The 12,328-nt window shown below is 68.0% G+C and carries 14 protein-coding genes; 9 read left to right on the forward strand and 5 right to left on the reverse strand.

Annotated features, from left to right (window positions below; all coding sequences use genetic code 11):
• Positions 1–8: 8 nt before the first annotated feature.
• Positions 9–2,285 carry a 5-methyltetrahydropteroyltriglutamate--homocysteine S-methyltransferase gene (gene metE, locus DL519_RS06600; RefSeq protein ID WP_190813325.1) on the forward strand — a complete coding sequence of 759 codons (2,277 nt, stop codon included), beginning with the start codon at positions 9–11 and terminating at the stop codon, positions 2,283–2,285.
• Between the two features lie 124 nt (positions 2,286–2,409).
• A complete protein-coding gene (locus DL519_RS45800; RefSeq protein WP_223838514.1) occupies positions 2,410–2,817 on the forward strand; it encodes a hypothetical protein in 408 nt (135 codons plus the stop codon).
• On the opposite strand, the gene DL519_RS06610 is transcribed toward DL519_RS45800, so the two are convergent.
• Together DL519_RS06610 and DL519_RS06615 are read right to left on the reverse strand one after the other, a co-directional pair.
• Positions 2,768–3,049, reverse strand: a complete 282-nt coding sequence (locus tag DL519_RS06610; protein ID WP_317891351.1) for a leucine zipper domain-containing protein — start codon at positions 3,047–3,049, stop codon at positions 2,768–2,770. The genes DL519_RS45800 and DL519_RS06610 overlap by 50 nt on opposite strands.
• Positions 3,050–3,092: 43 nt before the next feature.
• Positions 3,093–5,015, reverse strand: a complete 1,923-nt coding sequence (locus tag DL519_RS06615; protein WP_317891352.1) for an ABC transporter ATP-binding protein — start codon at positions 5,013–5,015, stop codon at positions 3,093–3,095.
• Between the two features lie 85 nt (positions 5,016–5,100).
• Between DL519_RS06615 and DL519_RS06620 the strand changes: the two genes are divergently transcribed.
• The 3 genes from DL519_RS06620 to DL519_RS06625 all read left to right on the forward strand — a co-directional run bounded on the left by DL519_RS06620 (position 5,101) and on the right by DL519_RS06625 (position 6,303).
• A complete protein-coding gene (locus tag DL519_RS06620) occupies positions 5,101–5,535 on the forward strand; it encodes a MarR family winged helix-turn-helix transcriptional regulator (protein ID WP_190813327.1) in 435 nt (144 codons plus the stop codon).
• Positions 5,536–5,659: 124 nt separating this feature from the next.
• The gene (locus DL519_RS48425) at positions 5,660–5,785 is read left to right on the forward strand and encodes a hypothetical protein (RefSeq protein ID WP_263399588.1); all 126 of its coding nucleotides are present in this window, start codon (positions 5,660–5,662) and stop codon (positions 5,783–5,785) included.
• A gap of 323 nt (positions 5,786–6,108) precedes the next feature.
• Entirely contained in the window at positions 6,109–6,303 is a 195-nt protein-coding gene (locus tag DL519_RS06625; protein ID WP_190813328.1) for a hypothetical protein, read from the forward strand.
• A gap of 25 nt (positions 6,304–6,328) precedes the next feature.
• Here the strand turns inward: DL519_RS06625 and DL519_RS06630 are convergent, their stop codons facing one another.
• Together DL519_RS06630 and DL519_RS06640 are read right to left on the reverse strand one after the other, a co-directional pair.
• The gene (locus tag DL519_RS06630; RefSeq protein WP_190813329.1) at positions 6,329–6,853 is read right to left on the reverse strand and encodes a TetR/AcrR family transcriptional regulator; all 525 of its coding nucleotides are present in this window, start codon (positions 6,851–6,853) and stop codon (positions 6,329–6,331) included.
• 473 nt (positions 6,854–7,326) lie between these two features.
• Positions 7,327–7,845, reverse strand: a complete 519-nt coding sequence (locus DL519_RS06640; protein WP_190813330.1) for a DoxX family protein — start codon at positions 7,843–7,845, stop codon at positions 7,327–7,329.
• Positions 7,846–7,959: 114 nt separating this feature from the next.
• Between DL519_RS06640 and DL519_RS06645 the strand changes: the two genes are divergently transcribed.
• The 4 genes from DL519_RS06645 to DL519_RS06660 all read left to right on the forward strand — a co-directional run bounded on the left by DL519_RS06645 (position 7,960) and on the right by DL519_RS06660 (position 11,745).
• Positions 7,960–8,514 (forward strand): TetR/AcrR family transcriptional regulator, encoded by a 555-nt coding sequence (locus DL519_RS06645; protein WP_190813331.1) that lies wholly within the window; start codon positions 7,960–7,962, stop codon positions 8,512–8,514.
• Between the two features lie 178 nt (positions 8,515–8,692).
• Positions 8,693–10,606, forward strand: a complete 1,914-nt coding sequence (locus DL519_RS06650; protein WP_190813332.1) for a metallophosphoesterase — start codon at positions 8,693–8,695, stop codon at positions 10,604–10,606.
• Positions 10,607–10,697: 91 nt separating this feature from the next.
• A complete protein-coding gene (locus DL519_RS06655; RefSeq protein ID WP_223838515.1) occupies positions 10,698–10,994 on the forward strand; it encodes a hypothetical protein in 297 nt (98 codons plus the stop codon).
• Between the two features lie 379 nt (positions 10,995–11,373).
• Entirely contained in the window at positions 11,374–11,745 is a 372-nt protein-coding gene (locus tag DL519_RS06660; protein ID WP_223838516.1) for a hypothetical protein, read from the forward strand.
• Positions 11,746–11,948: 203 nt separating this feature from the next.
• Here DL519_RS06660 and DL519_RS49730 read toward each other — a convergent pair whose 3' ends face one another.
• Positions 11,949–12,278 (reverse strand): hypothetical protein, encoded by a 330-nt coding sequence (locus DL519_RS49730; protein ID WP_397544931.1) that lies wholly within the window; start codon positions 12,276–12,278, stop codon positions 11,949–11,951.
• Positions 12,279–12,328 lie beyond the last annotated feature (50 nt).

The raw sequence follows: 12,328 nt of genomic DNA on the forward strand, positions 1-12,328 counted from the left end.
AGAGGGCGTTGACCAGCAAGATCGGATCTACCGTACTCGGCTATCCCAGGATCGGCCCCAACCGGGAACTCAAGCGCGCGTTGGAGCGCTACTGGTCGTCCCGCATCGACGAGGCGGAACTGCGCGCGGTCGCGCGGGAACTGCGCGTCGACGCGTGGCGCGCGCTGCGGGACGCGGGCCTGGATTCGGTGCCGGGCAACACGTTCTCGTTCTACGACCAGGTGTTGGACACCGCGGTCACCTTCGGCGCGGTCCCGCCGCGCTTCGCCGGGCTCGGGCTGGGGCCGTTGGACACCTACTTCGCGATGGCGCGCGGGGTGGAATCCGCGCCGCCGCTGGAGATGACGAAGTGGTTTGACACCAACTACCACTACCTGGTGCCCGAGATCGGTCCGGACACGCGGTTCTCGCTGGCCGACCGCACGCCGGTGGAGCAGTACCGGGAGGCCGCGGCGGAGGGCGTGACCACCCGACCGGTGCTGGTCGGCCCGCTCACCTTCCTGCTGCTGGCCAAACCCGCCGACGGAGCCCCCGAGTCGTTCCGGCCGCTGGATCAGCTCGACGGGCTGGTCGATGCTTACGCGGAGCTGCTGGGCGAACTGCGCCGGGCCGGTGTGGAGTGGGTGCAGCTGGACGAGCCAGCGTTCGCCGCGGACCGCACGCCGGACGAGCTCGATGCGCTGCGCGCCGCGTACCAGCGGCTCGGTGAACTGGAGGAGCGCCCGAACCTACTGGTCGCGGGCTACTTCGGTGATCTCGGCGAGGCTCTGGGCGCGCTGGCGTCCAGCCCGGTCGAGGCGCTCGCCGTCGATCTCGTCGCCGGGAAGTCCACAGTGGATGAACTGTCGACGGTTCGGGGCCTGAGCGGTAAAACCCTGGTCGCCGGGCTCGTCGACGGGCGCAACGTCTGGCGCACCGATCTGGACAAGGCGCTTGCGACCGCAGCCACGCTGCTCGGCTCGGCGGACGAGGTAGCGGTCAGCACGTCGTGCTCGTTGCTCCACGTGCCGTACGACGTCGCGGCGGAAGCCGACATAGATCCGCAGGTGAAGTCCTGGTTGGCGTTCGCCGCGCAGAAGGTTCGCGAGGTGGTCGTCCTCGGCCGTGCGTTGAGCGAGGGCCGCGACGCGGTGGCCGGTGAGCTGGCCGAGGCACGAGCCGCGATTGCCGACCGCGCCAGCGCGGACCGGGTCCGCAACCACCGCGTCCGGGCGCGGCTGCAGGCTCTGCGGCCCGAGTACTCGCAGCGCAGCGACTACGAGGCGAGGCGCGCCGCCCAGCAGAAGTCCTTGCGCCTGCCCGCATTGCCGACCACGACGATCGGTTCGTTCCCGCAGACCACGGACGTCCGCAAGGCGCGCGCCGCGTTGCGCTCCGGCCGCATCGACCAGGCGACCTACCGGCAGCGGATGCGGGACGAGATCGAGCGCGTCATCCGGCTGCAGGAGGAGATCGGGCTCGACGTCCTGGTGCACGGCGAACCCGAGCGCAACGACATGGTGCAGTATTTCGCCGAGAACCTGAACGGCTTCGCCAGCACCGACAACGGCTGGGTGCAGTCGTACGGATCGCGGTGCGTGCGGCCGCCGATCCTGTTCGGCGACGTTGCCCGCCCGAAACCGATCACGGTCGAGTGGACCAGTTACGCCCAGCGGTTGACCGAGAAACCGGTCAAGGGCATGCTCACCGGCCCGGTGACGATCCTGGCGTGGTCGTTCGTCCGCGACGACCAGCCGCTGGCGGACACCGCGAAGCAGGTCGCGCTGGCCATCCGGGACGAGGTGTACGACCTGGAAGCCGCCGGCATCCGGGTCGTCCAGGTCGACGAGCCCGCCTTGCGTGAACTGCTGCCGCTGCGCTCGGCACAGCACGCGGACTACCTGGCCTGGGCGGTGACGTCGTTCCGGCTGGCTACCTGCGGCGTCGCCGAGTCCACCCAGATCCACACCCACCTGTGCTACTCGGAGTTCGGCGACGTGATCAACGCGATCGTGGCGCTGGACGCCGACGTCACCAGCATCGAGGCCGCCCGCTCGCGGATGGAGGTGCTGGAAGACCTCAACGCGGTCGGCTTCGGTCGCGGCGTCGGGCCCGGCGTTTACGACATCCACTCGCCGCGCGTGCCCGAGACCGCCGAGGTCGTGGATCTGTTGCGGGCCGCGCTCGCGGCCGTTCCGGCGGAGCGGTTGTGGGTCAACCCCGACTGCGGGCTGAAGACCCGCGGCTACGCCGAGGTCGAGGCGGCGCTGAAACACATGGTCGAGGCCATCGCCGAGCTGCGCTGACGCCGGACCCGCGGGCGGCGCAGAACCGGCGGCGACGCCCGCGAACCGGTCCGATGTGCCGGGAATTTCCCGACGTCCGCGAAGCTTGATCTCGTGGGAACCAGATCGAGTCGATGGACTGCCGATGTCGAACGAGAGCACGCCGCAGGGCACCGTCGCCGCCGGATTCGAGTCCGTGCGGGAGGAATTCGCCTGCTTGAGCTGGGCGCGGATCGTCATGGCGCGGTTCAGCGACGACAGCGCAACTGTGGCGGCGGCCGAGGGCGGCGACTACGCGGCCCAGCTGGTCTCCTACGTCGCGGGCGAACACGTCGTGGACCTGTGGGTTGGCCCGGAGATCACCGGCGAGTCGCTGACCGGCGTGTTCTCGTCCACCACCGCAACGGCGGCCACGTCACCGCCTACAACCCCGACGGCGACACCCTCGGAACCCTCACCCTCAACGAAACCAAGAAATACCAAGGAAAAATCACCCCCGCCGCCTAACAACCACCCCACCATCCGTGACAGAACACCCAAGACAAACCCTTGACACATCTACCGAGACATGACACCGGTAAGAACCGGCATTGCCACTCACGACCGATGTTGTCGGCACCGGCGTCGGGCGCCAGTTCGGCCCGCAGCCGCACGATGTGTTCGACGATCTCCGGCGGCGTGGCGTTCGGACTCGTCTTCGGCCGCCGCGACCGCGGCTTCCACTCGCCCTCTTCCTGAATCCGCTTGCGGTGCCGGTAAAACGTGCGTGGATTCACGCCATTCACCCGGCCGTCATGTCTCGGTAGATGCGTCAATCCCCGGACACGCCTAACCCACGGAAGAAGCAGAAGAGCCGAAAAACCTGTCAAATCGGAGAAGAGGTGAACCTTGAACTTCAAGTGAATCGGGCTGGAATGATCGGTGAATGCGGACGTCCGCGTGCGTCCGAACAGGACTCCGGTCAGGTGTTAACGCGGCGGATGGGAGTTGGTCGTCGCGTCGGACCAGTGCCGCGTAGCGGCCGTCGGCGGCCAGCAGTTCGTCGTGCGTGCCGCGCTCCACGATCTGGCCGCCGTCGAGCACCACGATCTGGTCCGCGTGGCGCACGGTTGACAACCGGTGCGCGATCGTGATCGTGGTCCGGCCCGAGGACAGCTCGTCGAGAGCTTGCTGCACCGCGCGTTCGGTCTGGGTGTCCAAGGCGCTGGTGGCCTCGTCGAGGATCAGGATCGGCGGATCGCGCAGGATCGTGCGGGCGATCGCGAGCCGCTGCTTCTCCCCGCCGGAGAACCTGTATCCGCGCTCGCCGACCAAGGTGTCGTAGCCGTCCGGCAGCTCTGCGATGTGGTCGTGGATCTGCGCTGCCTTCGCCGCGGCGACCAGTTGTTCGTTGGTGGCGTCGGGCTTGGCGAAGCGTAGGTTCTCGGCCACCGAGGCGTGCAGCAGGTAAGGCTCCTGGGAGACGACGCCGACCGCGGCGGCGAGCGTGTCGAAGCCGAGCTCTCGCACGTCGACACCGTCGATGCGCACCTGCCCGTCGGTGACGTCGTAGAGGCGCGGCACCAGGTAGCTGAGCGTTGTTTTTCCGGACCCGGTTTCGCCGATCACGGCGAGGCTGGTGCCGGCCGGCACGGTCACGTCGATTCCGGTGAGGGTTCCGTCGGTGCTCTCAGGAGAGTAGGCGAACGACACGTCCGCGAACCGCACTTCGCCCTCGATCGGCGACAGCCGCTCCGGTCGTTCCGGTTCGTCGATGTCGATCGGCAGGTCGAGGTATTCGAAGATGCGGCCGAACAGCGCCAGCGAGCTCTGCACGTCCACACCAGTGGACAGCAGTGACAGCGTCGGCCGGAACAGGGCCTGCTGCAAGGTTACGAAGGCGACCAGCGTGCCCAAGGTGATCAGCGGGACGCCGAAGGTGCTGGTGACGCCGGCCGCCCAGTAAATCAGCGCGGGCAGCGCGGTCATCACGATCTGGATGCTCGACATCCGCCACCGGCCCGCCATGCTGGAACTGACTTCGAGCCGGGCCAGCTCGGCCGACTCGGCGGCGAAAGCATCGGTGAGCGATCGCGCCCGGCCCATTGTGCGACCCAACAGGATTCCGCTGACGGAAAGAGATTCCTGAACGCCGGCGGACATCGATGCGAGTTGACGCTGCCGCTTCGCGGTGATCCTCTTGCGTTCCCGGCCGATCCGGCGGCTGACCCACACGAACACCGGCATTAGGGCCACCGACGCGATCGTCAGCCGCCAGTCCAACGCGACCATCGCGATCACGGTGGCCACCACGGTGGTGAGGTTGGAGACCAGCGAGGTGGCGGTGGACGTGACGGTGGCCTGCATGCCGCCGATGTCGTTGGCGATGCGGGATTGGATCTCGCCGGTGCGGGTGCGGGTGAAGAACGCCAGCGACATGCGTTGCAGTCGGGCGTAGACCGTGGAACGCAGTCCGTGCATCACGCTCTGCCCGACCTTGGTGGACAGGTACGTCTGCGCGACGTTGAACACGCTGGTCGCGACGGCCACGCCGATCATGCCGAGCACCAGTGCGGTCAGCAGGCCGAGCCGTTGCCGCGGGATGGCGACGTCGAGGACCTCGCGCAGCAGGAACGGCGCCGCGACGGAGACCAGGGACGACGCGGCGACCAGCAGCGCGACGATCAGGAGCATGCTCCGGTGTGGGCGGAAGAGGCCGCCGATGCGGCGGAGCTGGGCGGGTGGGGGAGTGGTTTTCTCGGGCGCTGACATAGGCGGCTCCAGTGATGGGCAGATGCGGAGATGCCTTCATATTTACCATAGCTCACTATTACTGTCACTCTGTTAAACTGGCCGGGTGGATGCCGGTGGTGAAGACGAACGTCTCGGCGGGCTGTTCCTGCGGCTCGCCAAGTCCGCGCACGTCCTGCAGCGGCGCGGTGCCGGGGATCTCGGGCTGACCCCGGCGCAGGCGCGTGCGCTGTCCGTGCTCGGCAGGTGTGAGACGCCGCCGCGCATGGCGGAGCTGGCGGAACTGCTGCACGTGGTGCCGCGAGCGGTGACGCCGATCGTCGACGCCCTCGAGGACGTGGGCCTGCTGCGGCGCGAGGTCGATCCCGGAAATCGCCGCTCCACCCTGCTGGAGCTGACCGGGGAAGGCCGGAAGATGTGCAAGCGGCTGGCCGATATCCGCGCCCGCGCGGCGGCGCAGCTGTTCGCTCCGCTCACCGCCGAACAGCGGCAAACCCTGCTGGAACTGCTGGAAAAGGTTGACCCGGCGACGACGGGCTGACCGGCCGCGGTCGGACGAGACGGCCCGCGAGTCCGAACAGGACTCGCGGGCCGGGTGTCGAGGTGGATCAGCCGCGGAACGGGCCGGCCACGTCTGCGGCGACGGCAACCGCATGGCGTCAGGCGTGCGGGACGCGTTTCGCACGCTGTACCGCGAGCAGAACCCCGCCAGCGATCAGGAAGTCGCCGACGCCTGGTTGCAGGGCCTCATCGCCGACGGTCGCTACGTCGAAGACGTCTACGCCGGCTGACACCGCCGGCAGAACCGCGGAGCTCCCGCCCCGCCGTGCCGGGCGGGGCTCCTTCACGGGTGCCCGATTGCGGTGGCGATGCCGACGAGCAGGCTGGTGAGGCCAGCACTTCCGGGTCAACGACCGGTGACCGCGCCGGTTACTGCGCCGGTTACTGCGCGAAATGGCGGGGGGGGGAGCCGTGATGGTGGCCATAGTGCGCACGTCGCGTGACCGTGGCAGTGGCGTTCCGTGTTCAGTCGCCATCGGAGGTCGCCTGATCGTGCGGAACTCGGCGGGAGCCGCGAGGCTCTGGGGAACCGACGAGGAAAGGCGGAACCGGCATGGATGAGGAGACCCGCCACCGGCTGGCGGAGGTGCGTTCGCTGGCCGAGGAACTGCACCCCGAGCAGATCGAGGCCGAGATCGGCCGCGCGCGGGTCGAGGCGTACCAGGAGGGCATGCGGTTCGCCGCCGACTACGTCGAGCACGGACCGCGGCGCAGCGAGCGCGCGGACATCCCGCTGCCCCGGAGCTGAGTGCTCCACAGTGGATTCTTGAGGGTCAGGGCGCGGGCCGTACCGCGGGCAGGATCACCTGGTCGACGATGTCCGCGATGTCCTGCGCGGACAGCGACAGGCCCGGCAGCAGGCAGGTGTCGATGACGACGGCCGGTCCGGCTTGGACCACGAACGGGGTTGCCGCACCGGGGCGGATCTCGCCCCGATGGGCGGCCCGCTCGAAGATGGTGTGCATCGTCCGGATCCGGGGCGCGATCACCTGCTCCCTGGCCGCGGCCTGCAGGTCCGGTGAACCCTTGAGGTCGCCGAGGATTGAGCCGACGACCTGGCCGACCGGCCCGGCCAGCGTTTCGTTGATCCGGTTGAGCGCGGCGATCAGCTCCTCGCGGAGGTCGCCGGACTCCGGGACGACCGCCGCGTCGGGCGGCAGCCGGTGCACCGCCGCGCCGACCAGCTCCTCCACCGAGCTCCACCGCCGGTACAGCGATGACTTCGCGGTGCGAACGCGGTTCGCGATGCCCTCCATGGTCAGCCCGCCGTAGCCGACAGCGGAGATCTCGGCGAACACGGCGTCGTAGATCGCGGCCTCTGGGCGCGGGTTCCGAAGGCGGAGTGGCCGGGCAACGACAGCTCACGAGTGGCGGTCAGCCCGGCGAATCCGGCACCGATGACGACGTCGTAAGACTCCATGCACGGCCCCCGTTCCTGCGTTCCGGTCAACTGCGCATTCTCGCCGGGACGACGCAACACCTCGATCCACCGATCGGGCACCTTTCCCTGCTCGGGGAAATCGCACCGGGGCTGCCAAGCGGTGTGGTTCGAGGGTTGGCGCGGTCCGGGAAACTCGGCCTGTGTTGGGAAGAGGCAGCCTGGGGTTCTCGATCTCCGCGAGTCACAGTCTCTTGTGGATCGTTCCGGCGGCAAGGAGCGGATCCCGGAGCAGGCTTGCCCGGACTGGTGGAGTGCGGCTCCGCTCCGGGGCGACGAGATGGAGCCGGACGCTGTTCGTTGGAGTGCCCGGCTCGATAACGTCGATGGGTTTCACCGCCGGGACTCCGTAGTGGGGATGCCGTGGAATGCCCCGCGCAGGGCGAGGGAGCTCGCACCGCGGGTGGCCCAGAACGCCACGGCGATGTAGAGGATCTGTTCCGGATTGCGCTGCCACAGCGGGGACACAGGTTCGCCGGCGAGCATGACTTCCGCGCTGGTGGCGTAGATGTTCGCTGGCAGCATCACGACGAACAGCAGCGTGAGGCAGTAGCCGGTCGCGCGGCGGGTCCAGGGGATGATCAGGCCCAGGGCACCGAGGAATTCAAGGACACCGGTGAGGTAGACCATCGCCGACGGGAACGGCACCGCGGGCGGCACCATCCGGACCAGGTCGTCGTGCGTCGGCATGACGGTGACGTCGGCCGGGGCGAAGTGCGCGCTGGCGGTCATGACGAGCATGATCGCCAGCGCGTGCGCCGCGTCGGCGGGCCAGGTGGCGAACCGGCGTACGCCGAGGGCGTCGAGCCCGCGCAGTCCCAGGAGTGCGATGAGAAGTACGAGGAGTGTCATGACGGTTCCGATCTAGTCACTGTCAAGTTCTTCTCGAACCTATCGAGTGCCTGATATCTTGTCAACGACAAGTTCGCCTCCGGGTGCAGTCCACGTCTGAGCGAAAGGCCCGCTGTGAGCAAGATCGGATACCACCATGGGGACCTTCGCCGCACGATCGTCGCCGCTGCCATCGAGGCCATCGGAGATTCGGGTCTCGACGGCTGGAGCCTGCGGGAACTTGCTCGGCGTGCCGGCGTCTCGCACGCTGCGCCCGCACACCACTTCGGTGACAAGAGCGGCGTGCTGACCGCCATCGCCGTCGAGGGGTTCACGCTGCTCGCCGACGCCCTCGAAGCGGCCGAACCTGACTTGCTCGACATGGGCCTCGCCTACGTTTCCTTCGCCGTGACCTATCCGGCCCACTTCGGCGTGATGTTCCAGCCCGGCCTCTACCGGGACGACGACGAGGCGGTCCAGAAGGCCGAGGCGCGCGCCGGTGACGTGCTGCGCGCAGGTGCGCGGGCCGTAACCGTCCCGCCGTCCGGCCCGGAGCACACCACCCTCGCGGCCTGGTCGATCGTGCACGGCTTCGCCAACCTGTGGCTCAGCGGCGCATTGCGGATGCCCGCGGACACGGATCCGGTTCAAGCAGCCCGGCCGGTCCTGCGCCGGCTCCTCGAACATTGAGGATGTGCACGCGGACCCAGCGGTTTCGGCCGCCGATCCGGCGCGCGCCATTGCCGGTTGTTCGTAGCCTGCGGCGGCTGCGGTGTTGGCGTGGAGTTCAACATCGGGACATCTGAGCTCCGTACCTTGCCGGACGAGGCACCCGTGCGGGGCCTCTTCCTGCTTGGGAGGGCAACTCATGTCACGACCACGTCGTCGCGTGCTGGCGGCAGCCACGACCGTGCTCGTCATCGGTGTCGTCGGCGCGCTGGTGGGGCCGGCAGCGGCGGCGGAGACCGCGCCGGGGCTCTCGCTGAGCGAGGGGGATGTGGTCCGCGGAGACGTGGTCGTGTACGCGAGCGGGTCGCCGTCGCTGCAGGTCGACGGGCAAGAACTGGCCACGGCTGCTGCGCCGAGCCTGCCGGCGACCCTCAGGTTCGAGGCGGACGGCATCCAGAGCGGGTCGCAGAAGCTGCTCAACTCGGTCTGGGTGAACGGCCGCATGGTCGGGCTCATCAACAAGGACTACTCCGGGTATGCGACGGCGGAGGTCCCGATCCCGGCGGGGTATCTCGAGGCGGGCAGCAACACGGTCGTGGTCCGCGCCGGCAGCTCGCTCTCGCCGACAGACCTGACCCGCAACCACGACGACTTCACCATCCGGAACGTGCGGCTCACGACGCTCGATGGCAGCGAGGCTCGCGAACCGGGCGTGTCCCCGTCCACGGTGATCTCCCTGGGCGATGGGTATCCCGGCGGGAATGCAACCGAGGACCAGGTCACCGCGCCCTTCGCGATCGACCTCGACCAGAATGCAGCGACCGGTGTGTCCGCTCAGCTGGCGACGGGTTTTCTCCCCGATGGCACGCACACCCTCGTGGCCGCCAACGGAGATCGGCGCAAAGAAGTCCGCTTCGCCACGGACAACACCGGGCCGCAGATCTCCTCGATCAGCCCCGCCGACGGGTCGACGGTCTCGAGCGGACGGGTCGAAGTGACTGTGGCGGCACATGACGCCGTCTCGAACGTCGCGTCGACCACGGCGGTGCTCGACGGCACGAAGATCCCGGTACCGGACTCGTTCCCGACCGAGAACATCCCGGCGGGCAAGCACGTGTTGGCGGTGACGGTGACCGATGCGGCCGGTAACACGACGACGAGCACCAGCACGTTCATGACCCCGCAGCCGGTGATCCGCCCTGGCGCCTACGACCGCGGGCAGGTCTGGGACGGCCCTATGGCCGGCCCCGACGCGCCGACGATCATGGTTGCCGGCGACATCGCCTGTGCGGCGACGAGCCGGACCACGCCGACCGCGTGCCGGCAGGCGGAGGTTGCGGACCTCGTCAGGTCGCACAACCCCGCGGCCGTGCTCACCCTCGCCGACAACCAGTACGACGTGGGCACCCTGCCCGCCTTCCTCGCCTCGTACGACAAGTCCTGGGGCAGCCTGAAGGACATCACCTATCCGGTCGTCGGCAACCACGAGTACGGGCAGGCCTACCACCCCGGGGCTCGGGCCGACGGCTACTTCGACTACTTCAACGGCGTCGGCAAGGACGACGGCCGCGCCGGTGACCGGGAGAAGGGCTACTACTCCTACGACATCGGCCGGTGGCACGTCGTCGCGCTCAACACCGAGTGCGGCGTGGTCTCCTGCGCCCCCGGGTCCGGCCAGTACACGTGGCTCGAGCAGGACCTCAAGAGCCACCAGAACAAGTGCACCATGGCTGTGTGGCACAAGCCGGTCTACACCGGCACGTTCCGCGGCGGCATGTACGGCAACCCGGATGGGCGCCCGCTCTACGAGCTCGCCGACCGGTACGGCGTCGACCTCGTCCTCAACGGCCACGACCACACCTACCAGCGGTTCGCGCCCCAGGACGTCGACGGCAATCCCACCCCTGACGGTCCGCGCGAGTTCATCGTTGGCACCGGAGGCGTCGGCTTCCACGGCGTCCCTGACGCCGTGCCGAACCTCGAGGCGGCCCAGGCCGACACCTTCGGAGCGCTCGCTCTGACCTTGAAGCCTACCGGCTACGACTGGAGTTTCGTCCCAGTGCCGGGCAGCGGTACGGGCTTTACCGATGTCGGCTCCGGCACCTGCCGATAGACGGTCGCAGCCAGTTTGCGCCTTGCGTCGGCGGAGGCACCAGACAAGCGTTCCTTCGCCACCGTCGACGCCGCCACCACCCGCCGGGGTGGTGCAGCGCTACGCGATGCGGTGGTCGATCGAGCCGTGCAACGCCGTCAGCAAGCAACAAGCCGGTGTCGGGCAGGCCAGCAACCGAGTGCCCCGGGCGGTCGAGCGGACCGTGCCATTCGGCATGCTGGTGCAGACCCTGGTCATTGTCTGGTACGCCCTGCACGGCTATCACCCCGACGATGTGCTGACCCGGCGACGCGCCGAGCCGTGGTACGACAACAAGACCAAACCCTCCTTCCACGACATGATCGCCAAGATACGCAGAACCTTGATCGCAGCCCGATACCGCCATTAGCCCAGGCCAAGTCGATCCCGATTTATTGCGGGACTACTCCCTGGCCTGCGCAGCAGCCGCCGCGTAACTGCGAAACTCAACAAGATCGTCGACCACCACATTGTGCAGGCTATAAGGGAACCGGCCCGTTGCGCAGGTCAGTGGGTGGGGCCGGTGCGCCTCAGGGCGTCTTCCCTGCCGATCCCCGCCACAGACGTGGCTGCGTAGCCACGGGTCACGGGCAGCTCGATGGCCGGATGTCTGCAGCTCCCGTGGGTGTTGACGAAATGCGATCTCGATTGACCTGGAGTAGGCAGATCTCTTGGGGCAGCTGATGGACCACATTCGCCGGCTGCCCCATTCGAACCGAAACTACGGGGGTTCAGAAATGACACGTCAGATGAGCACCGAGATGCAGCAGTGCATTGACATGTGCAACAAATGTCATGACAAGTGCGAGCAGATGTTGTCCCGCTGCATGGAGATGCGCAGTGAACAATCGATGCAGATGAGCATGATGTTGATGTCCTGCGCGGAAATGTGTCGCATGTGTGCGGACATGATGATGCGCTGTTCGAGCATGGCGAAGGCCGGCGCGGACATGGTGCAGATGTGCGTGCGGATGTGCGGGATGTGCGCCGACATGTGCGAGATGTCCGCCGACATGTGCAGGCAGATGGATGCCAAGGAGATGACCGAGCTGGCGGATCTGATGACGCAGTGCGCCGCCATGTGCCGTCAGGTGACGCCGCAAACGATGCAGCCTGCGTGACCGGGCAGGACCACGTCCGCTGCCTCGTGCCTTCAGGGGCGGAGGACGTGGTCCTTTACCCGCATGATTGCCCAGCACGTCATGGCTGCGGTGCAAACCCGCTCCGCCGACGCTACGCAGTGGCGTCGAGGGCTGCGCCCGGGTGTTCGGGTGGAGAATTAGACCGGGGAATGAGCGGGGCCGGGCGTGTTGCGGATTGCCCATCACCTCCTGCGGTGGGGCCGTCTTCGACGACGACCCCACCGTCCATGACGGACCATGCGGTCCGTGACCTCGCGGGCGAAACCCATCTCGTTCGTGACGACGAGCATCGTCATACCGTCGTCGGCGAGGCCCCGCATGACGCTGAGCACGTCGCCCACGAGTTCCGGATCGAGGGCGCTGCCCGCGTTCACCGCGAGGATGAGCACCGAGAACACCACGACGGACAGCCACAACGGCAACTGGGGCCACCAGAACTGGGTGTAGATCCCGGCCGCGATCTGCTCGCCGCCCACTGCGATCACCTGGATCGTCCAGTACGTCCAGCGCACCACGAATCCCGCCCACGGACCCAGGTAGCGGTGCGTGATCGCGCCGAAGC

It is taken from the genome of Saccharopolyspora pogona (genome assembly GCF_014697215.1).
In the GTDB taxonomy this organism is placed as follows: domain Bacteria; phylum Actinomycetota; class Actinomycetes; order Mycobacteriales; family Pseudonocardiaceae; genus Saccharopolyspora; species Saccharopolyspora hattusasensis.

Bases quoted from the DNA above. Each gene is read 5' to 3' on its own strand.
- DL519_RS06650 (WP_190813332.1), top strand. From the start codon at position 8,693: ATGTCACGACCACGTCGTCGCGTGCTGGCGGCAGCCACGACCGTGCTC.
- DL519_RS06660 (WP_223838516.1), top strand. From the start codon at position 11,374: ATGAGCACCGAGATGCAGCAGTGCATTGACATGTGCAACAAATGTCAT.
- DL519_RS06640 (WP_190813330.1), bottom strand. From the start codon at position 7,845: ATGACACTCCTCGTACTTCTCATCGCACTCCTGGGACTGCGCGGGCTC.
- DL519_RS06615 (WP_317891352.1), bottom strand. From the start codon at position 5,015: ATGTCAGCGCCCGAGAAAACCACTCCCCCACCCGCCCAGCTCCGCCGC.
- DL519_RS06625 (WP_190813328.1), top strand. From the start codon at position 6,109: ATGGATGAGGAGACCCGCCACCGGCTGGCGGAGGTGCGTTCGCTGGCC.
- DL519_RS45800 (WP_223838514.1), top strand. From the start codon at position 2,410: ATGTCGAACGAGAGCACGCCGCAGGGCACCGTCGCCGCCGGATTCGAG.